This is a genomic window from Haloarcula sp. CBA1122, from assembly GCF_009741785.1.
In the GTDB taxonomy this organism is placed as follows: Archaea; Halobacteriota; Halobacteria; order Halobacteriales; family Haloarculaceae; genus Haloarcula; species Haloarcula hispanica.
Window position 1 is genome coordinate 54889 of record NZ_WPCB01000008.1, and the last position, 24059, is coordinate 78947.

At 56.0% G+C, this 24059-nt stretch carries 26 protein-coding genes, 1 tRNA gene and 1 pseudogene; 17 read left to right on the plus strand and 11 right to left on the minus strand.

Annotated elements, in window-relative coordinates; all coding sequences use genetic code 11:
- The first annotated feature begins 216 nt into the window (after positions 1–216).
- The 9 genes from GJ630_RS05045 (at position 217) to GJ630_RS05085 (ending at position 7884) form a co-directional block, all read left to right on the plus strand.
- A complete protein-coding gene (locus tag GJ630_RS05045) occupies positions 217–2358 on the plus strand; it encodes a hypothetical protein (protein ID WP_197427619.1) in 2142 nt (713 codons plus the stop codon).
- A 93-nt stretch (positions 2359–2451) separates the two neighbouring features.
- Complete coding sequence (locus tag GJ630_RS05050; protein WP_050037296.1) at positions 2452–2781, plus strand: hypothetical protein; 330 nt, start codon at positions 2452–2454, stop codon at positions 2779–2781.
- The gene (locus tag GJ630_RS05055; RefSeq protein ID WP_050037297.1) at positions 2778–3176 is read left to right on the plus strand and encodes a hypothetical protein; all 399 of its coding nucleotides are present in this window, start codon (positions 2778–2780) and stop codon (positions 3174–3176) included. The genes GJ630_RS05050 and GJ630_RS05055 overlap by 4 nt, the downstream gene beginning before the upstream one ends.
- Positions 3177–3215: 39 nt before the next feature.
- Entirely contained in the window at positions 3216–5048 is a 1833-nt protein-coding gene (locus GJ630_RS05060; protein ID WP_064288531.1) for a hypothetical protein, read from the plus strand.
- On the plus strand, positions 5048–5209 hold the full coding sequence (locus GJ630_RS05065; RefSeq protein ID WP_191449487.1) for a hypothetical protein: 162 nt from the start codon (positions 5048–5050) through the stop codon (positions 5207–5209). The genes GJ630_RS05060 and GJ630_RS05065 overlap by 1 nt, the downstream gene beginning before the upstream one ends.
- 19 nt (positions 5210–5228) lie before the next feature.
- The gene (locus tag GJ630_RS05070; RefSeq protein ID WP_050037299.1) at positions 5229–5783 is read left to right on the plus strand and encodes a hypothetical protein; all 555 of its coding nucleotides are present in this window, start codon (positions 5229–5231) and stop codon (positions 5781–5783) included.
- Positions 5780–6613: a hypothetical protein gene (locus GJ630_RS05075; RefSeq protein WP_191449488.1), complete on the plus strand. Its 834-nt coding sequence runs from the start codon at positions 5780–5782 to the stop codon at positions 6611–6613. The genes GJ630_RS05070 and GJ630_RS05075 overlap by 4 nt, the downstream gene beginning before the upstream one ends.
- On the plus strand, positions 6606–6902 hold the full coding sequence (locus GJ630_RS05080; RefSeq protein ID WP_191449489.1) for a hypothetical protein: 297 nt from the start codon (positions 6606–6608) through the stop codon (positions 6900–6902). Before GJ630_RS05075 ends, GJ630_RS05080 begins: the two co-directional genes overlap by 8 nt.
- Positions 6895–7884 carry a hypothetical protein gene (locus GJ630_RS05085; protein WP_191449490.1) on the plus strand — a complete coding sequence of 330 codons (990 nt, stop codon included), beginning with the start codon at positions 6895–6897 and terminating at the stop codon, positions 7882–7884. The genes GJ630_RS05080 and GJ630_RS05085 overlap by 8 nt, the downstream gene beginning before the upstream one ends.
- 21 nt (positions 7885–7905) lie before the next feature.
- Here the strand turns inward: GJ630_RS05085 and GJ630_RS05090 are convergent, their stop codons facing one another.
- The 3 genes from GJ630_RS05090 to GJ630_RS19445 form a co-directional block, all read right to left on the minus strand.
- Positions 7906–8685 carry a hypothetical protein gene (locus tag GJ630_RS05090; protein ID WP_191449491.1) on the minus strand — a complete coding sequence of 260 codons (780 nt, stop codon included), beginning with the start codon at positions 8683–8685 and terminating at the stop codon, positions 7906–7908.
- A complete protein-coding gene (locus GJ630_RS05095; protein ID WP_191449492.1) occupies positions 8678–9166 on the minus strand; it encodes a hypothetical protein in 489 nt (162 codons plus the stop codon). Before GJ630_RS05095 ends, GJ630_RS05090 begins: the two co-directional genes overlap by 8 nt.
- A 145-nt stretch (positions 9167–9311) precedes the next feature.
- The gene (locus tag GJ630_RS19445; RefSeq protein WP_197427620.1) at positions 9312–9974 is read right to left on the minus strand and encodes a hypothetical protein; all 663 of its coding nucleotides are present in this window, start codon (positions 9972–9974) and stop codon (positions 9312–9314) included.
- Positions 9975–10397: 423 nt separating this feature from the next.
- Between GJ630_RS19445 and GJ630_RS05105 the strand changes: the two genes are divergently transcribed.
- Positions 10398–12914: a hypothetical protein gene (locus tag GJ630_RS05105; protein ID WP_191449493.1), complete on the plus strand. Its 2517-nt coding sequence runs from the start codon at positions 10398–10400 to the stop codon at positions 12912–12914.
- A 66-nt stretch (positions 12915–12980) separates the two neighbouring features.
- Here GJ630_RS05105 and GJ630_RS05110 read toward each other — a convergent pair whose 3' ends face one another.
- Together GJ630_RS05110 and GJ630_RS05115 are read right to left on the minus strand one after the other, a co-directional pair.
- Entirely contained in the window at positions 12981–13274 is a 294-nt protein-coding gene (locus GJ630_RS05110) for a hypothetical protein (protein WP_050037305.1), read from the minus strand.
- A gap of 12 nt (positions 13275–13286) precedes the next feature.
- Positions 13287–13607 (minus strand): helix-turn-helix transcriptional regulator, encoded by a 321-nt coding sequence (locus tag GJ630_RS05115; protein WP_023843043.1) that lies wholly within the window; start codon positions 13605–13607, stop codon positions 13287–13289.
- 343 nt (positions 13608–13950) lie between these two features.
- On the opposite strand from GJ630_RS05115, the gene GJ630_RS05120 reads away from it, so the two are divergent.
- Positions 13951–14958: a site-specific integrase gene (locus tag GJ630_RS05120; protein WP_191449505.1), complete on the plus strand. Its 1008-nt coding sequence runs from the start codon at positions 13951–13953 to the stop codon at positions 14956–14958.
- Between the two features lie 654 nt (positions 14959–15612).
- On the opposite strand, the gene GJ630_RS05125 is transcribed toward GJ630_RS05120, so the two are convergent.
- Positions 15613–15975 carry a group 1 truncated hemoglobin gene (locus GJ630_RS05125; RefSeq protein ID WP_050037307.1) on the minus strand — a complete coding sequence of 121 codons (363 nt, stop codon included), beginning with the start codon at positions 15973–15975 and terminating at the stop codon, positions 15613–15615.
- A 133-nt stretch (positions 15976–16108) separates the two neighbouring features.
- Positions 16109–17572: a hypothetical protein gene (locus tag GJ630_RS05130; protein ID WP_014039062.1), complete on the minus strand. Its 1464-nt coding sequence runs from the start codon at positions 17570–17572 to the stop codon at positions 16109–16111.
- Positions 17573–17717: 145 nt separating this feature from the next.
- On the opposite strand from GJ630_RS05130, the gene GJ630_RS05135 reads away from it, so the two are divergent.
- Positions 17718–18167 (plus strand): TRAM domain-containing protein, encoded by a 450-nt coding sequence (locus tag GJ630_RS05135; RefSeq protein WP_151102720.1) that lies wholly within the window; start codon positions 17718–17720, stop codon positions 18165–18167.
- A 74-nt stretch (positions 18168–18241) separates the two neighbouring features.
- Positions 18242–19024, plus strand: a complete 783-nt coding sequence (locus GJ630_RS05140; protein ID WP_014039064.1) for an SDR family oxidoreductase — start codon at positions 18242–18244, stop codon at positions 19022–19024.
- Positions 19025–19045: 21 nt separating this feature from the next.
- Here the strand turns inward: GJ630_RS05140 and GJ630_RS05145 are convergent.
- Positions 19046–20040 (minus strand): annotated as a pseudogene (locus GJ630_RS05145) (mannose-1-phosphate guanylyltransferase).
- Between the two features lie 82 nt (positions 20041–20122).
- Positions 20123–20407 (minus strand): hypothetical protein, encoded by a 285-nt coding sequence (locus tag GJ630_RS05150; protein WP_004960042.1) that lies wholly within the window; start codon positions 20405–20407, stop codon positions 20123–20125.
- A gap of 178 nt (positions 20408–20585) precedes the next feature.
- Here GJ630_RS05150 and GJ630_RS05155 point away from each other — a divergent pair, with 178 nt between their 5' ends.
- Together GJ630_RS05155 and GJ630_RS05160 are read left to right on the plus strand one after the other, a co-directional pair.
- Positions 20586–21530: a replication protein A gene (locus GJ630_RS05155; protein ID WP_014039066.1), complete on the plus strand. Its 945-nt coding sequence runs from the start codon at positions 20586–20588 to the stop codon at positions 21528–21530.
- Positions 21531–22145, plus strand: a complete 615-nt coding sequence (locus GJ630_RS05160) for an RPA family protein (protein WP_004960047.1) — start codon at positions 21531–21533, stop codon at positions 22143–22145.
- Between the two features lie 46 nt (positions 22146–22191).
- Here the strand turns inward: GJ630_RS05160 and GJ630_RS05165 are convergent, their stop codons facing one another.
- Positions 22192–22620, minus strand: a complete 429-nt coding sequence (locus GJ630_RS05165; RefSeq protein WP_007189593.1) for a VOC family protein — start codon at positions 22618–22620, stop codon at positions 22192–22194.
- 133 nt (positions 22621–22753) lie between these two features.
- Here GJ630_RS05165 and GJ630_RS05170 point away from each other — a divergent pair, with 133 nt between their 5' ends.
- A complete protein-coding gene (locus GJ630_RS05170; RefSeq protein ID WP_004515935.1) occupies positions 22754–23188 on the plus strand; it encodes a CopG family transcriptional regulator in 435 nt (144 codons plus the stop codon).
- Here GJ630_RS05170 and GJ630_RS05175 read toward each other — a convergent pair.
- A complete protein-coding gene (locus GJ630_RS05175; protein WP_004590290.1) occupies positions 23180–23632 on the minus strand; it encodes a DUF5814 domain-containing protein in 453 nt (150 codons plus the stop codon). The two genes, GJ630_RS05170 and GJ630_RS05175, sit on opposite strands and share 9 nt — an antisense overlap.
- Positions 23633–23893: 261 nt before the next feature.
- Between GJ630_RS05175 and GJ630_RS05180 the strand changes: the two genes are divergently transcribed.
- A tRNA-His gene (locus tag GJ630_RS05180) sits at positions 23894–23964 on the plus strand.
- Positions 23965–24059 lie beyond the last annotated feature (95 nt).

Below are 24059 nucleotides of genomic sequence, written 5' to 3' on the forward strand. Positions count from 1 at the left end.
GCTTCAACGACATTCCTGAAGCAGTCCTAAACTCCGCCACAAGCGAGCGAGCGGAGGGAGCGGCCCCCTCACATGGGGGTCCGACCGACCGAGAGAGCGCACGCCCCCGAGCGGAGCGACGGGGGCAATCCCAACGCGAAAGCCCGGCCGAAGGCCCGGAACGTGGGGATGCTGTGCGGTCGCTGTCGAACGCTGTCGATTCTTCTACCAAGTTCGATGAGTGAGGGGCAACCAGCGGCCAGCGGCTCTCGGCAAACCAATCAGAATAAGTGTGAAACCGCCGGGACAGACGCTGAAACCCAAACTTCCGAACCCGACGAACGCGACCTACCAAGTACTGACGACGTTCTCTGGTCGTTCATCGAGGAGTGTCCCGATCTTGTAGATGTTCCTGTTGCATTCGAGGACGGAACTCCGATCCGAGAGGACTACACTGATTTTTCTACCGAGACCTGGGATTCCGACATTCTCTACTACTGTGGACGCTGTGAATCGTTTTTCATGCCCGCTACGCAAGACCCAGAAGGTCATGTTTCTGAATCCCACGGCGAGGAGATTGACCGACTTTCCCTTTCACCCGCTGATGCAGCCGACTCTTGGGTAGCTCGCAAATCCGTCTCTGGTGAACGAGTTACTGAAATTGAAGGCGTCCCGTGGGCTGTCGCAGTCGAGAACCTGCTTGAATCCCACGAACGGACCCGCAAGACTACAATTAACCTCCAATACGGTTGGCCCCGTGACCCTGAGTACACGAAATTTAGTTTCTCGGCGTCTGATCGGTGGTCTCCGGATTATCAGCGCGAATTTTATGCCCAGTGTCAGGGTTGGCTCCGCGAACTCACCGGTGGCTCACGCCCGTCAGGTGGTGAAACCGAAGCCACGTTCGATAATCCCTCTGTCGCGTTCCTGACTCGCTCGGCTTCCTCTGTCCCTGATGGAACTCGGATCGGTCCTGTCGATCATGCAAACAGGGTCCGTGAGCCATGGCGCGAGGTCTACCAGAAGCTTCGATACGTACTCGACAAGCTCGGTTTTGAGAACAATGAATGGCAGTTCTGGCGCGTTTTAGAGCCACATCCGGGCAGCGGCCAAAACCAGTGCTACGCTCACGAACACTCGATCATTGTCGTCGACGGCAAAATCTCACAGTCTGATTTCGCTCCTGTTATGGAAACCCACGTTTCCGCCACTGAGGGTGCTGGACGTGATGCACACACGAATACTCCGTGTCCCGAACACGCGGATACAGCACCGAATCCGTGGGACGCCGCCGAAGGTGCGTGTGATGACTGCGACACGCCCGTTTCAGTACGTGATCCTGAATCAGTCGAGAACCTCGCGGCCTACGTTGCAGATTACGCTTCCATCGACCCGCTCGACCTGTTCGAACGATCTCCCTCCTACATCGCCTGGGCAGCTGCAATGACCGCCGGAAACATCCGAACCGTTTCCCGGTCTGATTCGGCTCGATGGGCGGCTATTGCTGACCGCTGCCGCCAAAGACATGAGTCGCCACACTCGGATCTGGAAGGGCAACACGGTGACCGTCTCACTGTTTCTGATAAAGGGACTAACACGGTCGAGTGCGCTGAGTGTGGTTCTCCGCACGGTATCGACCAATCTCAGACACTCACAAAACACCGGGTCGATACCTCTCCTGCCGAATCGTCTGAAATCGTTCCAGACGGTGGCTCGACTGAGCTATGGGACGACTGGGTTGACGCCTGGCGTGCCTGTGAACAGACAACGGCTGATCGGCAGTGCTACCACCCTGATGGGTCGAATCAGTGCCCTCTTTGCGCGGAATATCAGGGTGCTGTGGACGCAACTGTTCCGATACCCGACGACACCTACATCCCTGATGATGCGTTCGAGAACAAGGCTGTCGAATACGTCGAACGGATTGAGCAGAAGGCCCGCCGATACCCGAATGTCGGTGTCGCTGGTTTGCTTGGAATGCTTCAGTCGGAACTACCCGACAAGCATGGTGAAGCACTAATTCGTGGCGTGCTGGCTGGCTTCGACCGTCCCGACTTGGATGATCCGGAACACCGCCCTGATTGGTTGAATCATGAGCGCGTTCCGGAGTGGCGCGTACATTCTATCGAGATTGATGGTGAACTCCACTCGGCCAGCTCTGGTAACGGTGTCACAATGACCGAGATCACGACCGACGTTGAGAGCTGGGACGACTCGAATCAAATTTCAGAAAACCAAACTGGTTTCCAGAATCCACGAATTAATGATAGTTGTCTGTCCTGTGACTCTGGACGCTATCAGTACGAACGGCAAATCACCGATAAGTCTTTATCACTATTCGAGTGTGATTCGTGTGGCGATACTGTTCGTGTTTCTTGATCTGCAATTCACCGTATTCTTTGTATTTAAAACTTCACCAGATTCTATCTGGTTCTTCTCTTTTAACTAGTATCTAGTATTTCTGAATGTAGCATGGCTACCAACGAAGCCCCGTCGTTTGATGACCTCGATTCTGTCGAGGTCTCCGACGACGACAACTCGAACGGATGGATTGATCTCGAACCAGGCGAAGAAGTGACCGGCGTCATTACTGCGTTCAACCCGCTGGCGAGCTACAACGGTGTGGCCGAAATCGATGGTCGTCCGATTCGGCTCAACCAGACGATGCGCCGACAGATCATCGCTGGCCTTATCGAAGGTGCGAAGATCGGCGTTCGCAAGTCCGAAGAAACGGAGTCGTTCGAAAACGAGGACGGTGAAGAACAGGAGTACAATCCGCGCGAGGTGCGGGTGAAGCGATGAGCTACCAGCGACGCCTGAGCGACGTGGCCGGAGACTACATGAATATGCGTTCGCTGCCAGCGATGCTCTCGGTAGCGTTCGTGGCGGCAAGTCTCTACCAGTTTGGTGGCATCACAACGGTCGAACTCCCGTGGCTGTCGTACACGCTGACGACCCAGCACTCGCTGCTCGTGTCGCTCGGCACGTACGCAGCGGGATTCGCTTCGAGCGAATCCAAACGCTTCGAGTACTACGGACTCTGGGAGCAAATTGCGATTGTCATAGGCCCGCTCGTCATCCTCGGCAACGAGTTCGTCCCGCAAGTGAACGACTTCCTCCTCAGTCTGGGCGACCCGCTCGGGATGCAGCTGGCGTTCTTCGCTACGGTCGTCTCCTGGGGAGTCGCTGTTCAGTAAACCGATGACACGACGCTATTCTTTCGGAGGTGAACTACGATGAGTCGCGCACGCTCGATCTTGCTGGCTGGCCTGCTCGTCCTGTCGGCAGTCGTTACTGGTGTCGGCCCTGCGCTGGCACAGTCGACAACGGACACCTACGCTCAGGAATTTACAACTGGTCCGCACAAGGTCGAAATCGACCTCTCGAATGTCACCACCGAGACGACGATCTCCGTGATTACTTCCGGGTCACCTGCTGGTGATAACGTCACGATCATGAAGAAGAGTGTTTCAGCCAGCACATCATCAGCACACTTCCGCAACGCTGGTGCGTATGAGACTTTCACTGTTCAGGTCGAAGGTGCTGACGCTGAACCCGGCTTCTCGAAAGGCGGCGTCACTGCTGCATGGACGCCCGGAGATTCCGGAAAGTTCCTCGGAGACACTGGTGGTGACGCCGATTTCAACTACGAACTAAACGAGCAGATCGGTGAATCGGTAATGCCCCAGGTCGTCCAACTCGACCGGACTGGACTGCCGGGCAGTACGAAGGTCGATACCAGTGAAACGGATGCTGCACAGACCAAGGTGGACATCTACCAGTCCGCACAGAACAGTAACGCGGCATCTGAAGGCTTCCACACTACGCTGGACAACTACCTGTCGGATACGAAAACGCAGGCTCGCATCATCGGCAAAAATGCCTACATCAAGGCGCTGAACAGCGGTGCCAGTAAATCCGCCGCCAAGACTGAAGCGAAGCAGGCTGTCGCAGACTACTACGCGACCAAGCAGGTCAACCTCATGAACCAGTACGAGGTCGAGGCCCAGAACTACGATTACCTGCACTCCGTCGCTGCAAACGAGTCAAACATCGCCTCCACACTAGACGGGAACCAAGATACGTTCGTCGGCACGTCCCACACTCACCCGTACGGAGATGGTGGTACTATCGAGTACCAAGGCCTGAACTCGGTTAGCTACACCCTCACGAACGGTAGCAGCCACACGTATCAGGCTCCGAAGGTATTCGTTGATGCCGGTTACGATAGCGGTGACAACATCAATCCCACGCTGACCGCTCACACAGCCCCGAGTTCTGTTGAGTCGTCCGCTGGCTCTGGTCGCTCCAGTGTTCATCTTGAATCGCTGATGATCCGTGCGCCTAACGACAACTATCAGAACCTCAAGATCGTTCGCTGGCAGGAGTTCAACAGGCTGAACTCCGATATCCAAAGCCAGAACAGTGAGGTCCAAGCCGACATGGATACGCTGGCCGAAAACACGTATAGCGCGTACCAAGCTGGCGAAATCAACAACAGCGATCTCGTTGACCCTTACGTGCTGTCGAACCAGCAATCTGCGGGTGAAGACTTCCAGGGCTGGGCCGCCGCACAGCTCACCCTACTCGGCACGAACTCTCCGGAGAACTTCGATCAGATCGGGAGCTTCAACGTCACTACTGAATCCGGTACGCAGTACGAGGGTGTGCTGTTCTCTCAAGAAAATCCAGCCAGCGGTCAGTTCGAGAATGGGACGACCTACAACACGTCTAACATTGGCGGCACGCAGTACGTCGTTACCTCGGATCGCATTGTCGAGTTAGATGGTGAGTTTACTATCGACAGTATCTCCACACAGGACGGCCAGACCGTCCAGAACGTCACTATCCAGAAAACCACCTACGAGACGACTAACGTAACCGAACTCAAGCAACAGTACGAGGATCTGGCACGGAAGCGAGCGGAGATCGAGGCGCGTGAACAGAACCTTCGTGGCTCGGCTGGCGGTGGCCTGCTCGGAGGTTCGTCATCGTCACTCGTGCTGGTACTGATTGGCGTTGGCGCACTCTACGCCGTGAGCCAGCGGCGAACGGGAGGTAACAACTGATGGTCTACTGGCTGGCTCTCAAGCTCGTTCCTCGGGATGTGTGGCTCGTCCTAGTCGCACTCGCCGTGCTGCAACTCTCGGGAACCGTTGACGTGATCGGGCCAGCCATTGACTTGGTGTCGTCCTGGCTCCCGGAACCGTCGCTCGACTGGCTCTGGTGACAAACTCGGATTTTCGACTATGAACCCACGTACGCCTATACTCCTCATACTGATCGTCAGCTGTATCGCTCTCGCTGCACCAGCGGCAGCGCAGGAAACAACGAACAAGACGGCGGCCTCGACGAACGTCTCCGCACCTGATGGCGCACCCAGTGATGTCGAACTCGTCGTTGACGAGAACGTGGTGGTCACAGACTACCGCTACCAGGACGGCCAGCTGGTCATCGACTTCTGGTCGGACGAGTACAAGGTCGTCAGTGTTGCTCCGCAGGTTGACGCCGGATCGGAAGCGGGCAGCGTCTCTTTCCGTGCGGCTGTCGTCGACGCGGATACGACGACCACCGTTCGAGTGCCATCCAGCGGTGGCGTGACACTCTGGACTGAGCAGTCCATCGAGCAGCAGCGGTTCCACTACCTCCGCAAGCCCAATTCGTTCATCATCACTGGTCCGTGGAGTGGTGAGGACGTTCGCAACGCTGCCCTCGGCAGTGCGCTCGGTGTCGTGATTGCCGTCCTGTACGAAGCCGTCTCCGCGAAAATCGGGTCGGCCCAGCGAGGTGAGCGACTGGCATGACCGACGACGAGAATAATCCCGATCTCGACCGCGACGAGATGGCACACAACGCTGACCCTGGCCCGGACCACAGTCGGACCTATCGACTGTTCCGCTGGCTCACGAACAACCTGCTGTTGATCGCGTCGGGTGTCGGTATCGTCCTGTTCGTCATCGCGTCGATTCTCGGCTACGAACTCCCGCGAAGCCTGCGTCTGATCGGACTCTGTGCGCTCGTAACGATTCCGCTGGCCGGGCGACCGACAGGCAAGAAAGTCCGGTCGCTTCTCTGGGACCCGAACTACGTCTGGCTCGTCGACATTGACGCCCGTCACACGAAAGGCGGTATCTTTCGGACACCTGGGCAACGGTTCCGCGAGTGGTCCGTCGAGGACGGCCAACTCGATTGGGTGAGTCCCAATCTTGCCTTCGGCAAGAACGTCAACCTCGAAGCCCAGACCGTTGAAGGATGCTGGCGCGGAACCCTCTCTGACCGGGAGCTGATGCGAACGCTCCAGGCCGTCGAAGAGTGTCGCGGCCAGCTCGAAGCTGACGCCAAGCGCGGCTTCGCCATCGAAGCCCAGGCGTTTACGATCATCCGCAATGCCACGCGCAAGGCGGTTCTCCGAATCGTTTCGACGTTCGAGCGTGGCACCCTTCCAGATGAAGGAGAGGGGTTGACCGACGAGATAGATTCGGCTATCGAACAGTTCGGCCTCGACCGAAAGATCCGCGCTGCCGAGAACGACGAGTCTCCCGAGTCGGACGTCCCGGGCGTCCGCATCGATCTTGACCAGGACCTCGCCGATCTCGCTGGCGCTGGTGACGGAGGTGTTCCCGCTGATGATTGAACTCAATCTAACCCATCGTGAGAAAAGCATCGTCGTGGTAACTGCTGCTGTGACGTTCGTAGCTGGCTTCTGGGCCGGCATCTGGTCGGTTCCACCGCAGGCCCTTGACGTGCCACTGGAGGTGACGCAGAACGCTGGAGAACAGATATACGATCCTGCCTATCGTCCTGTTCCCAGTTCCCTGCCTGTCGTCTCAGTTGTCGTTCCGCTGCTCGGCTTCGCATACGCGTTCCGGGATCAGCTCGTCGAGGACAGTTCCGACTCTGTTGAGGTGTCCGCTGATGACTGACAGCGTTGACGAACACCTACTGACTGCTGCGAAGCTCTACGAACAGGTACAGGGCGAACTCGACGGCGACGAGCGACTGCTGCCGCACACTGGAATCGTCGAGGACCAGCAAGACCGCGCGGCGCTGTCGTTCATGGAAACTGCGATGCGAGAAACCGACCGGTCACCGGTAGGTAGTTCTACGTTCGAGGGCACGGCTCTCGGAAAGGCGATCTCCTCGAAGGTCCTGACCGATACGGCGACGGAAGCCGTCGCTGCTGGCAACGGCTCGGTCATGTCCCATATTGTCGGCGTCACTGAACAGGACCTCGATGCCTCGGCGCTGCGGCTCCCGATGATGCTCCTGAACGAGATCGAGAACAACGGCGCTCCGGCGTTTCTCACCGCTGCGGGCAACCCGAACACGGGCAAGACCAACACGGCTATCCTCCTGATCACGCTGCGGGCGCTCGACCTCGATGACCTTCTGGTACTCTCGAACGTCCGGACGTGGGAACAGACGGATATTGTCGTCACGTCAGCTCACGATCTCGCCGTGCAGCTGCTCGAACATCGGGACCGACCGAAGGCTATCCTGATCGACGAGGGTTCCACACACTTCGATGCTCGAACGAACCGCCGTGAAGTTGCTGAGCAGTACACGCCGCTGGCGAAACGCTACGCGAAGATCGGCGTGGACATGGAAGCTGTCGTTGTTCACACAGGGAAGGACCTTCATCCTGAGCGTAAGCGTCTCTCAACGTTGGCGATGTACAAGGCGGCGAAAAAGAGCGCGGAGTTCTTTGAGACGTGGCCTGCCGATGCTGACGCACCGACTGATCGGCTGTTCGGTGGCAGTCTCGAAGAGATCGAGAAAGCAACTGGTTACGATCCGGACGACGCCGCACCTTGGGCTTGGAATCTTCGAGCCGGGCTATTCGAGAAGGATGTGGGATGGGATAATCTGATTGAATTATTATATGAACGGGGACCCACAGAATAGTAAATCACCCACTGTTGGCGGTTAATCAGGCATATAGTTGCTGAAATCTCCGCTATTGTCGCTGGCTGTCATTAGTACGCCTTGAGTTATGAAATCCTCGTCAGACCGGTCGTTATATCTCTCAGCTTCGTCTTCGTCCATTTCTCGCTTTTCCCATGTCATTTGATCACGTACCATACCATCGTCAGTGACGTGTTCTGTCATTCGAGCTTTTTTGTCTTTTGGATTATCAACCAATGCTGCAGCCCGCATTTTCACGATCTCTTCGGGTACTTTCTGGCAAAAAACTCCCCAATAAGGTTTGCCAGCGATGTGTCCACATTCACTATAATCCTGTTTGCAAAGGGAGCATGAGAATTTACTTATAATCAACTCAGGACTATTGAAATTTTGCGGCGGAAAAATATTCGTTTCTATATTTTCTAATCTTTCGAGATATGAATCGACATTACAATCCTTAGAAATATCATGAGCTGCCCTAGCGCTCTTGGCTTTTTCTTGTGCATCAACCAGTGCATCCCAAGCTTTCTCCCAATCTTCCCTCTTCAGGTCGATCCACATTTTTAAATTATATCTAATAGAGTCAGCCATACAACGAAAAACAAGAAGCTGGTTCGCAGCTTCTTCATCTTTCTCAGCAATTACTGACTTATGTACCTCTACAGAAGATTCAAGCAATTCAGTTAACTTTTTAATGGATTCTTTCTGTCTATCTATGTCCCTCGGGAGGTAAGCAAATCGTTCGCAGTCCGTTACTACCTCTGTATACTGAGAAGCAAATGATTCAATATTATCATTCATTTTCTTCCTCCGTATCTATAATCTCAGCAACTCCCTCAGATAGTTCGTCTAAACCTTCTGGTGGTCCAGTGTAAGTTAGTCGAGTTGTCGTCCCGTCAGACCTCTCCTGTTCGACACTCATCTTGACCTCTTGATTATATTGCTCTGAATAGTGATTAGATATCTTGTCAATTGCATACTTTATCTGATCCCAATTATCTCTCGTGAATGTATATGCCATCCACAACGTCGGTATTATTAATTCCTCTGAACGGAGTACTAATATAGTTCCTTCTTCGGTTGAATATATATCCGAAATTTCAAGATCTGATTGTCTTATTAGTTTTCGAACTGTGTCGCTATCTTCTGGATATATAATATATTGTTCTCCATCTTCTTCTTCAATACCAGTCGGCAAGATCGAGATGCTTTCTGGAGTTTCATCAAAGATCTCCTTAAAATTAGACTTAGACCCCGTTTCATCCTCAACCTCTATAGTCATGTCGTATATCTAATGGAGGTTTATTATAAATCGTTTGGACACAATATTGCGAAGACGCTCATTCCTTTTTTGTACCTCTGCTTGTATTCTGTCTCCCAATCTTATATTTTATCTACTCACAACCCATCTATAGCTGGTTAATCACTCAAATCTCCATTATCTTAGATTCAACATCACTTGGCTTCATCATTTCTTTATGCCGTTTGTCTGCACTCTTAATCGCTGTTTGAGCCTGTGCTAACTTGGCATCTGAGTCATTCCAGTTCTCATTCTTGGCATCTTTTGCTGCACCCCGTATACTATCGGCTGCACTTACTAGGTGCTCGATCTCATTTTGACCCGCAATTGCTGATTGCTGAACTTCGGCTTCGCCCAATTCGTTCGCTGCTGAGGCCGCTTCACCGAAGGCCTCAGAAAACTCGTTCATATCGCTCTCAAAACCTTCCAAGGACATTTCTACTAATCCGTAATTCTCCTGACCATAGGAATCGATAGCTGTGCCGAGAAGATCCTTGCTGCTCTGCATTCCCTGGTATCCCGCTTTGTATTTCCCGACAGCAGTTCCAATTAGCTCGCTATCCGAGTTTGATCCTGTATTGGTCTTAGGACTGGAGCTCTGAGAACTATCTGAACCGCTAACATCAGATTTCTCCTGCACATTGGGGTCCTGTGGTGCATAGTCTTCTGAATCGATTACTCCGTCACCGTCGCTATCTTGGACATCACTCCCACTGAGGATTCCACATCCTGCAATGCCAGTCGAAAGAAGTGTTCCCAAACCACCCTTAATCGCATCACGACGTTTCATAGCGTGGTTTTACAATTCAAAACTACCTACTTCAATTTACTGGTGAAATCATATATTTATACTTCCTCAACACTTCTTATCAGATAGTTACTTACCAATATTATCTTCGTGTAAGATGTGGCACTGTCGGAACCAAATAATTACCAGCGTAAGCACGGCTATCCTGCTGATCACGCCGTAGGCACTCGATTTGATCTCCCCTTACATCCTCAAAAACCCGAATGTAGGAACAAACAGATGTCCTTGTCATGTCAGTACACGCCTTTGCCGTGGAAGCTCGAATATTGAGGCTAATCGGAATCTATCCTGATCATCGGGGGTATGATTCTCCTGCAAGTAAAAAAAGAGAGAATGTTCATAATACTGTAAAATAACTCTCAATTGACAAACACTGTTTTATATTCCCAAGCTAGATGTCAGTTAATGACTATTCCAGAGACGGAAACGGTTCTCGATGGAGTTGAAGTTAATTATGATGAGTTCAGAGAAAACTGGAGTGGTAAATATAAAGACAAATTCAAGGATGTTATTCAAGATGCTGATGCTGAGACCCTAGAGTATATTACGCAGATCTGTGGAGTGGATTTGGAGGACACTAATCACCTATACCAAGACATATTCAAAAATAGAAACAAATGTATTCTTCTTTACTCAATCTATCGTGTCGTTTCTGGGAAAAAACTAGCAGTGAGAGATTTAGGTGAAAAGAGAGGTGATGATGTTGTTAAAGAAACTGAGTATAGATACGTACTAAAACAACTACTACAGGGAAATCACGATTTTATTTATAAAATCGAAATGTACAGTGAATGGTCCAAACATAGCGACGTATATGTTTATGAAGTCGAAAGTCAACTTCCCTCTGACTACAGAAGCCAATTAGAAGAATCTATTCAGTCAATTGCCAGTACTCTGGCTCATCGAACAAAATCTAACTATTATAAACACAATCCGCGTGACACTATAGAATATAAAGAGGGTGTCCTGTTCAACATTAGTCGCCAAACATCTGATCAGGCACGTCGTGATTTTACTGGTACTCAACGTCGACGCAACCTTTCGGCTGTGTTTTTCGAAATAATCGAATCAGATAATAAAGTCCGTATCGCGACCTCAAATACTAATATTCGGAATGTCTTGCGAGATACTCTTCAGGACGAACTGGATATTTATCTATTCGATTTGGAAACCAGTATTGAATCTGATGATGTAAATAAAGAGGTATTTTCAGACCAACTCACCGCCGATCTAGATGATGTCTCCGGAAACCGAATTCTTGCAGCTGAATTCAAAAGAACAAATATTGCACCATCATCTCCGATCAAGTTGTCTAAAAAGAGCTATGGGCGGGATATACGACCTCTAATTGATTCCCTTGTACCGGATGTGACCTCTGCAGAGGTTGACGATCTCAGCAAATTATGGCTGGAAGTTGATGGACAACCTGGAAAGATAAATTTTGAGCAATCGATAGAAGCTGGGTTTTTTAGATTAGATACAAACATAGATACACAAAGAGACCGAATCAAGGAGAAATTCCGTAATGATTTCCATGATCAATTTGGTCTTCCTCCTGATAAAAAAATCCCTCTCCATTGGGTAACTGGAGACCGTGTTGCTGTAATATCTTCTATACTTAAGGACCCCGCTTCCTACAACTCTAAAACATATCCAAATCAAGATTTAGTCTCAATGCTTGCTCAAACAGGGGTGATTACTGTCGGCCAGGCCACTCCACATTCCTGTATGGAATGTGGGAAACGATATCCAAATAGGACCGACGAATGTGCCAGCTGTGGCGGCGAATTAGAATTAGTTGCTAAATATAACGTCCCGAAAATTTCCAAGGTAGGAGTACGGGAGTATCTGAAATCGCTATTTAAACGAGAAGGTATAGAATATATAGGCAAACGAACCGAGAGAGTGTATCAAACAAAATATGAATTCCTTAGGGTACATGGAAAATCAAGTGTTGTTGACATTCATCTGAATACCGACGATGTAAATCTCACAGAAAATGCCGTCGAACTTCTGAAAAAATCGCTGAATCCGGTTGTTGTGGTTAACCCAGGTCAGGTTAAAAATGCTGCTTTAATGAGAGAAGCTCCTGTATCTAGGCTTGATTTGGCTGAGATTATTGATAGAGATCTTTCCGGTGATCTCCCGAAAGATCATATCACTAAAACTGTTCATGAGGTTGAACGCGCATCTCAACAGCGAATAGCGTCGAATGCTCAATCTGCCTATACTGAACTCACCAAAGCTCGCAAGTCGCCTTCCAGCTCAGACTCCAGCCGCTTCGAACAAGAGATCTTCCATATAATAAATCAAGTAGTACCGACAGCCCAGCAGTGGGGAGATAAGCGTGGAGGAAACATCTCGGACGGGTTTGCTGAGTTATTTTTCAAGACTGGTCAAGGTCAATACCGAGAGGGTATAACGTATGATGCGAAATTCACTAATTCGCAAAAGTTTGAACTTGATTCTGATGAGACCCGTCGGCTCAGAGATTATGTGTATCGAATAATCAGGTCTGAAGAAATAACCTCCTCTAAAACGGATCTGTCACATTTCATTATTGTAACGAACGCACAGGATGAGGGTAGCATGAACGTTGCTGCAAAAAGACTAAATAAAACCCAGAAATGGGATGGCTATCCTGTATACATGCATGTAGAATTTCTTCTTGCCTTGCATATCGGTTTCAACGAAAATATGGAAACCATTCGGAACAACTCAAATGAATTCCAAAAGCAGTTATATATAACACTAAACGACGGAAGCCTCTATCAAACTGAACTCGACGATTATGAGTCGTATATCTCACTCTACGGATCTGATGTAGACCGCCTCTTTAGTCGGTTTAAAGAGAACTCTGAAGTTTCATCCTTGGAAATTGACAAGCTACGGGAATTTTTAGAATCAGATATACTCCCTTAATGATTCCAGAATCAATCGTGATTTGATACATTTCCACCCACTCACCGACCCACCCACCGGGTCGACTTATTCCATCGCCTTCGGATGCCGCGGATACGGATACAGTTCCACGTCGATCTCGCCCTCAAGGTACTGCTCGCCTTCAGTCGTCAACTCGACAAAATCCTGATCCTCAGTTAGAAACGCCACCAGGTCAGCATCGGCCAACACCCGACACCGGTCTTGTACCTGCGCTTCTGTCGCGTGAATATTGTCACGGATAGCCATCTGCTTGGCTGTTGACACCGAGTCATCCCGAAGGTGTTCCAGTATCCGGTCGTCGATACTTCGTTGCCAGCGGGCGGTCTTTCGAATCGTCATGGTGGAGGGCGATTACACGTCGTTCGTCTCTGCGTCTGCACTCGTCGACGGCTCCGTTGGGCCACTACCGTTGATATAGACGCCTTCCTCGGCGTCGTATTCTTCATCGAGATACGCTTTCCCTTTGTCAGTGATCACGTAGGCTCCGTTACCGACGTGTGTCAGAAGCCCATGTTCGGCGAGTTTCTTCATCCGTCGGCCAACCTGAGTTCTCGAAACGCGGACTAACCCGCTATCGTGGACTTCTTTGGGTGTTCCCGTACCCTCGTTCTCTCGCATCCATTCGAGGATACGGTCGTCCCAGACGCTCTGCCACGAACCGGATAAGCGCATTTGAATTACAAATATTACTCGACCCACCTATTTCAGTCCTTACGTGCATTTTCTTACCAACTAATCAAATATAGCTTCCCGATACATTTATGCACTTTCTGGGTAATAGTGTTCTTGTGGGCCGCCCACTGATGGCTCTCAGCCATTCAGAACTGGGCCGTGCTGGAACACGGCCCGAAGGGTGGTTCCGCCACCTGATCCATGTCGTACGGAACCGATACGGGGGCTACGCCCCGCACGACGACAGTCGCCTCGCCAGATGAAAAGCCCAGCGTTCGCCCGGCTCCCAGAGGTGGTTCTATTGACTGACCTCGATCCGATCCCGCCCCATGAGGCCGTCGAGATGTTTCACGACGCGATGGTGGACGAACACGCAAAGTCGACACGGGAGAGCAACAAGCATCGTCTCCAGGCGTTCGTGCAGTTCTGCGATGAGGAAGGTATCGGGAACCTGAACGAACTCACTGGTCGGGACCTCTACAAGTATCGCATCTGGCGACGCGAAGGACAGGGTGACGGACGTAACCCTATCAAGACAGTCACGCTCAAGGGCCAGCTGGCGACACTCCGTCGCTTCCTCCAGTTTGCTGCTGACATTGACGCTGTCCCACAGGGTTTCTTTGAAAAGCTGACGCTGCCGACGATGACCAACGGCGAGGACGTGTCGGAGACCACGCTCGACCCTGAGCGCGCAATTGAGATTCTGGACTATCTCGAAAAGGCCCGTCCCAGCACGCGCGACCACATCATCCTCGCTCTGCTCTGGGAAACCGGTGCGCGTACTGGCGCAATCCGTGGCCTCGACCTCGAAGACGTGGACTTGGAGGGCGATCACCCACGGTTCTCTGGGCCCGCCCTACAGTTTGTCCACCGTCCTGAAACAGACACGCCGCTCAAGAACCGAGAGGCAGGAACTCGGTGGAACCGAATCAGTGAGAAGACCGCTCGGTACATCGAGGACTACATCGATTTCCACCGGGACGACGTGACCGACGAATACGGACGAGAACCCCTGCTCACAACATCAAACGGTCGACCAGCTGGCAACACGTTCCGAACGACACTGTATCGGATCACTCGTCCCTGCTGGCGCGGTGAGGACTGCCCGCATGACCGCGATCTCGATGACTGCGAAGCCACGCACATCGACCACGCCAGTAAGTGCCCTTCGGCCCGATCTCCTCACGATGTTCGCAGTGGCCGAGTGACCTACTACCGTCGTGAGGATGTGCCCCGCCGAGTCGTGAAGGATCGACTCAACGCCAGTACGGATATTCTCGACCGTCACTACGACCGGCGTTCTGATCGCGAACAGGCTGAACAGCGTAGCGATTTCCTTCCAGATATTTGAGAACAATGAATACTAAAATCAACGTTGCGAATTGGCGATATTCAGGTTCCCACCGTGCCCGTGAAGCCGCTGAACGATAGTGAAGCGTGCTGAACCGCAGCACGCAGGGGGATTCGAATCACGCCAGACCGAACGAAGTGAGGCCTGGCCTCGGGTGAGAATCCCACCATCCCGCCATCTCCGAATAAAAGCAACGTAGACAGCCACGCTACACGCCGAGGAGTCACATTCTCAAAACAACCAAGCGCGCCATCGGTCGCATTCCAGCGTCCCCCACGGTTCGCTGCCGGCTGACCGCTCTGAAAATGCCTGTCACCGCCGGTATGTCTCACCAGAACCAGTCTTTAGAATGTCGCAGTGAAGGGTGCACTACTGCCAATACCTAGTCGGCTCGCATGACCTGTCAGAGGCACGGAACCCGACTTGGGGGGATGGTATCAGTTTCGCACCCTCCACAACCATGGTTTTCCCGGCGAGACGTATGAAACAGCGACATTTTCACACCCAGCTATTGTTTTGAAAACACGGGTGAACCATCGGTACTGCTACTACTGGGACTGTGCCTGCTCACAGGGCCAGCCCTACAGCGACACCGAGCTGTTCCGGTCTCCGAACGGCTCCGGCGCTGTGTCTGAATGCGTCCGAACCCCGGTGCTACGCTTCTACGATGTCGTCTTCCATGGCAGCGACCTCAGTGAGAATCGCTTCGACGTCGTCGTCGGGGACGCCGTTCTCCCGGAGCGCGGCTTCGAGGTGGGTCGCGACGTTGGCGAACGCTTCTTCGGTGATTCCCATGCCTTCGTGGGCGGTCTGCATGTCATCGCCGTCGTAGTCGACCGGTCCGCCGGCGACGGCACTGATGAACTGCGCCTGGTGGCTGCGGAGCTGGTCCATGTCGGTCGCTTCGAAGTACGGGTCGAGTACCGGGTCGTCGAGCACCCGGTCGTAGAAGTCCGAGACCACCGCGTCTACCGCGTCGCGACCGCCGATCCGCTCGAAAATGGACTGTGATGCCATTGTCAGGTGACAGGTAAGCGGCCGGCATGACAGTTGTGGAAAAACATATTCGGCACAGAACGCCGCGTTAGCGCTCCGACGCGATGCGTGGCCTAGCGACGCTCTCAAAGTAGGCCAAGCGCTCATCGAAGCGCTACAGCCGTTTGCGCCGTCGCTGCCGACCGACCAGTACCACCGACAGTATGCCGAGCGTCCCGAGCATGGTCCACTCCCCGTGACGGTCGGTGACGGGCCGTGCGGTACCGACGCCGTGCTTGCCCTCGTCGTCGCCGCTGGTCGCTGTGGCCGGGCTGCTATCGACTGACGGCGCGAAATTCGCCTGCCGGTCGGTCGTATCCGCTACGCCGCTTCGCTGCAGGTCACGATCAGTGAGCGCGTCGGTCTGGACTGACGGCGCGGTGTCAGTGACAGCCTGTCGAACGAACGCGTCGAGGTCGTCCCCGGCGACAGCCGACACCGTCTCGGCGAACAGCCTGAGTGTAATTCGCTCGTCTCGCCGAGTCAGCCCGTCGAGGACCGCTTCGAACGTTCGGTTCCCGTCGGTCGCCTGCCGGAGGCGGGCGTCGATAGCCGCGACGACACGCGTTCCCTTGTGGTACTGCGCGCCCGGCCCGTCCCAGCTATCGGGCTGTGTCAGGTCAGCGGTTTCGTGGCGCTCGGTCGTAATCCTCTCATGAAACTGGTCTTTTTCGATACCGCTCGCGCTGTAGGTGAGCGCCGCGGTGTGATAGTCCGCGCTCCCCTCACTGAGCCAGTCCATCGCCGGTGTCGTCTCGAACGTCTCCCGGGTGTGGCGGTACTCGTGGACCCAGACGTTGACCGGGGAACGGACGGGTTCGCCGGCGTTGACGATGACATCCGACTCGCCGTTCGACGGGGAGTACCCGCCCGGTGCGAGTTCGTTCGGCGCGACGAACACGCGGATGTGGTCGTGATCCGTTCCGGCGGTCGAGGCACGCTTCGCGTGACTGATGGAGTCCAAGACGGCGGTTCGGTTGGGTCGCAGGTCCGCAGCCGCCGGGACAACGAGGGTGATTCGGTCCCCGTCGACTGTTCTGAGTTCTGTCTCGTGTGGGCCGATGTAGGCGGCCGTACGCCCGGCGACACCGTTCTGGCCAGGCGCGAGTACGAGCGACTCGTTCCATCTGGGCCGCGGCCCGGCGCGCCAGCGCCAGCGGGCACGCAGTGACACTTCCTGTCTGGCCAGCAGCGTCCAGTTGTCGGTGCCGGCGGTCCGCTGGCCGAACGTCGTCGAGAGTCCGACCGGCACAGTGTAGGTCAACTGTGCTGTCCTCGTATCGCCGCTGAGACGCCAGCGGTCGCCATCTGACCGGAGGCCGTCGGCTCGGAGGACTGTCGTCTCCGCCGGCGTCCGCACCGACAGTCCAGTGACGTGCCGTGGTCGCTCAATCGTCGCGGTCACCCGTACCCGACCGGTCTGGGTCGGCTCTCTGTCGATTGCGTACCGGACATCAATCGAACTATCGCTGTCGCTGGTGCCGATTTGTGCCGGTGGACTCGACTCGACACCGAGGGCGACTGGAGACGTGCAAACCAGAAGCAGGCAAACCAGCCCTGCCGACATCTGCGTTCTCATAGCTCTGGGCGCTGCCGAATGCTACGCGACAACCAGCGAGTGGCAGTAAAGTGTGTGCCGGTGAAAATCTCAAACGTAATAACAGGCTGTGCGGCGCGGAGATGGGGTCGCAAGCGTTTTGCCAGCGGCCACGTTATCCCCTGATATGGCCGATTGTCCGCTCGCAGACGACTGTCCCAAATTCACCGAACGAATCCAGGGGATGGGCTGTACCCACTACGGCGACCGTGGCGGCGCCGAGTGGTGCAATCACTACAACCAGCCGATCTCGGAGCTCAAGAGCCAGCCGGTCAAGATGGGCGAGGAAGTCGCCGTCGACGTCGAGGACATCCACGAGAGCGGTGCCGGCGTCGGTCGGACCGAGGACGGCTTCATCATCATGGTGGACGGCGTGCTCCCGCCGGCCCGCTCGCTGGTCAAGGTGACCAACGTCCACTCGAACCACGCCCGCGCCGAGGAGGTCGAGCGACTGGAGATGGACGAAGAGCTCTCCGAATCCGAAACCAGCGAGAGCGACACCGAGACCGACGAGACGGACGACGACCCCGACGACGGCCGGCGTCTCGGGAGCCGGGACAACTTCTGGGGCAGCTAGGCCGCTGTGCAGTCACGGTAACTGGGACAGTTTGCGAGCGGGACTTTTTGGGACAGTCGGTACTTCTCCCGGACATGGACCTCGAACTCGATGGCAACGCAGCGCTGTGTACCGCCGCGACGAGCGGCCTCGGACTCGCGAGCGCCGAAGCCCTCGCCGCTGAGGGTGCCGACGTGGCCGTCTGTGGCCGAACGCCGGAACACGTCGACGAGGCACGGGACCGGCTCGAATCAATCGGCGACGGCGACGTACTGGCCGTCGAGGCCGACATCACCGACCCCGATCAGATCGAAGCGCTCGTCGAGGAGACCGTCGACACCTTCGGCGGCCTCGACCACGTCGTTACCAGCGCCGGCGGCCCGGCCCCCGGACCGTTCATGGAGACGACCGAACGGGACTGGTACGGCGCGTACGACCTGCTGGTGATGAGCGCCGTCTGGACCACCCGGACCGCCTATCCGTATCTCCGGGACTCCGACGACGGTACTATCGTCAACATCACCTCCCGATCCGTCAGGGAGGTCATCGACGACCTGGTGCTCTCGAACGCTGTCCGCCGGGCCGTCATCGGCCTGATGAAGACCCAGGCCCGCGAGTTCGCGCCGGAGGTCCGCGTCAACGCCGTCCTCCCCGGTGCACACGAGACGCCCCGCATCGAGGAACTCGTCGAGGCGGCCGTCGAGCGCGGCGAGTACGATTCCTACGAGACGGGCATCGAATCGTGGTCCGACGCGCCGCTGCAGCGCGTTGGCCAGCCCGAGGAACTCGGAGACGTGGTGGCGTTCCTCTCGTCGGCCCGCTCCTCCTACGTCACCGGGACGGCCCTGCCCGTCGACGGCGGCGCGATGCGGAGCTAACAGCCCTGGCCGCCGATCCGCTCAGAATCGCTCGTCATCGCGTAGCTCCGACACGACCTCCCGAACGCGCTGAGCCTCGTCTTTCGGGACGACGAGTGTTCGGTTGTCGAAGGACGCCACCACGAGGTCTTCGACGCCGACGGCGCTGACGTGCCCGTCGCTCGCCAGCACGTTCCCATCGGCGTCGATGGTGACCGCCTCCCCCAGCACCGCGTTTCCGTCTTGTTTGTCGAGGATGCGCTCGAAGGCGTCCCACGAGCCCAGGTCGTCCCAGTCCAGCGCCGCCGGGACGACGAAGGCGTTCTCGGCTTCTTCGAGCACAGCGTAGTCGATGCTCACCGGGTCAACAGCGGCAAAGGCGGCGTCATGGTCCCCGTCGTCGAGTCGCTCGACCATGGGTGCAAGCGGCGACGACGCCGCGGCGGACAGGAGGGCCGTCGGCGTCCACGCGAACAGGCCGGCGTTCCAGTAGAACCCCTCCCGGACGTACCGCTCTGCGGTCTCCCGGTCGGGCTTCTCGTGGAACGTTTCGACCGGCGCGAAGCCGTTCTCGGACGGCCCGGGCTTGATGTAGCCGTAGCCGGTCGCCGGCCGGTCGGGCTCAATGCCGACGGTAACAAGCCCCTCGGTTTCCACTGCGACTCGCGCGCCGTTCGTGCGACCGTCTCGAACGGCCCCGAAATCCGGTGGTCGCTCGGCAGACACAGTAGAACGCAGTCGCCGACCTGTTCGCGGATGCGGTGGGCCGCGTACGCCAGCGCCGGGCCGGTGTCTTTGGGTTCCGGTTCGGTCAACACCGCAGCACTCGGCGCGCGCGTTCGCACCCCGTCGGCGAACGATTCGCGCGTCAACACGTAGGTCTCGTCCGCGAACCCCACTCGATTGACAGTCTCGGCGAGCAGTGACTCCTCTTCGCCAAACGAGAGAAACTGCTTTGGCCGGTCGCTCCGGCTCGCCGGATACAGCCGTGTGCCGGTTCCCCCGGCCAGGACGAGCGCGACGATTGGACGCTCCATACTCGGAGTTAACCCGGCCAGTGCTAAAGTGTTATACTGGCGAACCTGTTGAAAAACGGTCGGAGCCGCTGCCGGCAGCCGCTTACCACGTCTCTATTGTGCCGTCTCTGATGTCCTCGACACAGCCCTGACAGTCCGGACTCTCTGCGTCGTAGCAGACTGGCCGACGCTGCTCGTCCATCGACACCGCGCGGTACTCGGCGTGGCGGCGACAGACGATTCGAGCCCGGCCCTCCTCGTCCCTGGGCAGGCCGGCCTCCGCCGACCGCTTGCCGTTTTTGTAGGCCTTCTTCGCGTCCGAGAGCTGCTGCTCGGCCGACCGCAAGGTATCTCGGATGAACCGTGCGAGTCGGTCGTCGTCGGCCATACTGACCGTTGTGCCCCGCGACAAATCAATCTTCTCGCGTGGCTCTCGCGCCGCGACTGTGGGACCGCAACACCCTCACTCACTTTCACTTTCACTCCGCTGGGCGAGTGTTTATATCCGAAGGCGACCAAGCGTCGGATGTCTCCCAACGAAAACCAGGCGGAGACAGTGAAAGCCAATGACTGAGTCAGATTTGCGTACCCACGCGACAGAGATACACGAGCAGTTTTCCGACCAGCTAGAGATCGACGTCGACGACGTCGTCGAGCGGCTCGATACGCTGGTGAACGACTATCAGGTCCCCATCAGTGAGGCCCGCCGGAGCGTCGTCAACACGTACCTCGACGAGGCTGGTATGGACCGCGACCAGCTGGGCGGCGGCGACGGCGGCGGCAACGAGCAAGTGAACGTCGCCGATGTCGACGCCCCCGAGGAGTGGGTCGACGTTCGCGCGACGGTCGTCGAACTCTGGGAGCCGCGCGCCGACGCCGTGGCCCAGGTCGGCTTGTTGGGCGACGAGACGGGCACGATCAAGTTCACGAAGTGGTCGAAGTCCGACCTCCCGTCGCTCGAAGAAGGGAAGTCCTACGCCCTGCGCAACGTCGTCACCGACGAGTACCAGGGCCGCTTCTCCGTGAAGCTCAACCGGACGACCACTATCGAGGAACTCGACGAGGCAATTGAGGTCGGCGACGACAGCGTCGAGGCCGAGGGCGCGCTGGTCGACATCCAGTCGGGCTCCGGGCTCATCAAGCGCTGTCCGGAGGACGACTGCACGCGCGTCCTCCAGAACGGCCGCTGTAGCGAACACGGCGAGGTCGAAGGCGAGTTCGACCTCCGAATCAAGGGCGTCCTCGACGACGGCGAGGAGGTCACCGAGGTCATCTTCGACGAGGACGCGACCGAGGAGCTGACCGGCATCGCCCTCGAAGAGGCGAAGGAGATGGCGATGGACGCGCTCGACACCACCGTTGTCGCCGACGAGATGCGACAGAAAATCCTCGGCCGGTATTACCGCGTCCGCGGTCCGACGTTTGGCCGCTACTTGCTCGCCGACGAGCAGGAGCGACTGACCGGGGCCGTGGATGCAGACGAGATTCTCATCAAAGCGAGGTCGATCTAAATGGCGAGTACACCCACCCGCGAGGTCGCACGGCGCGTCTTCGCACGCGAGTTCAACGACGCGAGCTACACGTTCAAGGAATCCGACGACGACCGCGCGCCGGTGTACGTCCTCCTGCCGACCGGCCAGCGCGCCAACCGCGTGTTCCTGGTCGGGACCCTCACCGAAACCGAAGACGTCGGTGAGGACAGCGAGTACTGGCAGGGCCGGGTCGTCGACCCCAACGGCGACACGTTCTTCATGTACGCCGGGCAGTACCAGCCCGACGCGGCGTCGATGCTGCGCGAACTGGAGCCGCCGGCCTACGTCGCTGTCGTCGGCAAGCCACGCACCTACGAGACCGACGAGGGCGAAGTGAACGTCTCGATTCGCCCCGAGTCCATTTCGAAGGTCGACGAAGCGACGCGGGACCGCTGGGTCGTCGAAACGGCCGAGCGAACGCTTGACCGGGTCAAGCGGTACAAGGAAGCCGACATGGAGGACCCGGCCACTGACGAGTATATCTCGATGGCTGACGAGGAATACGACCAACTGTCAATCGAGAACTATCGGCAGTCGGTCGTCGGCGCGCTGGAGAGTCTGCAGGACGAGCAGGCCGAAGCCAGCGCGGACTGACCGCGGCGCAGTCGTCTATTTTTTGCTGCTGGTGAGTGGTCCGCTACTACGGCTCCAGTAGCTCGATTCGGTTCCCCTCTGGGTCGACGACGAACATGATAGTCGTCCCGCTTTCGGTCGTTTGCGGGCCGCTGAGCGTCTCAACGTCGTCGGGCAAGCGGTCGGCGACGGCGTCGAGGTCGTCGACTTCCAGACCGGGATGGGTCGCCCCCGGGCGATTGAGGTCGGGGTCGGGCATTTCCTCGCCCTCGGGTTCGTAGGTCGCCAGTTCCAGACGCACGTTGCCGGCGTCGAGGTGGACCAGTTCGGCGCTGGCTCCCTCAATGTCGACAGCGGCTCCAAACGCCTCGTCACCGACGGAAAAGCGAGTCACTACGTCAAGCCCCAGCACGTCCCGGTAGAACTCGACCGCGCGGTCCAGATTGCTGACGATGATACCGAAGTGGTGGCCAGTTGCGTCGATGTCTGTCGCCATCTTTGCCGATACCGAGGTCGGCCGGCGGTTAAATCACAGCGGTTCGACTGTCGTCAAAGCCGGCCACCAAGGGACCGGTCCGGTAGCGTCTGACAAACGATTAAATACGTTGCTGCTAAAACAGTACACAACTATGGGCAACAAAAACAAGACTATCTCCTTTCGCGTCAGCGAGGACAAATTCGAAACCCTCCGCGAAATCGCCGAGGAGCGCGATATCTCGCTGTCCGCAGTTTTTCGTGACTACGTCGACACGCTTGTTTCCCACGACGGTCAGGTGAAGGTCGCGCCGGAACACGAGTTCGAGGACGACGCAACCGAGACCAGTACCGAGAGCTTCCCGCCGAAAGTCGAAGTTCCGAAGAGCTTCGTCCGCGAGCACGAGCGACTCGAACTCGAAGCCGAACACCTCCGCGAACAACTGGAAGAACACAAGCGCTACGTCACGAAGCTCCGCCAGCAACTCGACGAGATGGATCAAGACGAGGTCATTCATCTCGAAGACCTCGATCAGGGCGAAGAGGAAGACGCCTCCTATCGCATCGGCAGCTTCGACGACCTAGAGTAACCGCTGGCGTTTCTGCTGTACGTCCTCGGCGACGTCGTCGCGCCCATCGACATCGGCCAGGGTTTCCACGGCTTCTAACGTTCTGACGGAGTTATCGAGGAAAGAGAGCACGTCGCCCGGATACGCATACAGCATGTAATCGTCGCTCATCACGTCGACGATGGCGTCCGGCCCCATTCCCTGCTCGCGCAGTTCCAGCAGGTACGAGATGAACTTCCGCTCGGCACAACCACAGTGGGGGTTGGCCTCACAGTCACAGTCGAGGAAGTCCTCAGCGAAATCCAGGACTCGCTCTCTGGAGGCTTCGTCGAGCTTTGCCAACCCCTCGCCCTGAAACAGGATGTCCAGCGTCGCACCCTTGAACGCCCCCTTCGGGAAGCTCGTCTCTAGCTGGGAGGCGAGCTGCTGGTGGTTCTTGACGTAGATTTTGTCCGTGATAGCCACGCGTGCCTCTCTGTACGCGTCGGCTGTGTAAAAGCGTCTCGAAGCAGCCGGTGAGCTATCGTAACAATTGAAATGGTTTACACACTGACCGCATTGCAGGCGTGCGAGCAGGTGTGCACTGATTTTCAATGGCTACTATAGTCGAACTCAACTCCGAACCGACGTGCCACCGCTGTCACGCGCTCTCACGACTCACTGGTTCCCCGATTCGTAACGTATTTCTGTTCCAGCGGAATATCTATGATTGCCTCAATAAGCGTGTCCGGGTTGGGGTAGTGGTATCCTTCAGCCTTGTGGTGGCTGAGACGTGGGTTCAATTCCCGCACCCGGACTGTATCAATTTTCTTATATGTTTTGAACCGAGGACATCAGTACGTTTAGTTTTACTTTCACCCTACTCGGCTCATATTTACTATCTACTACGTTC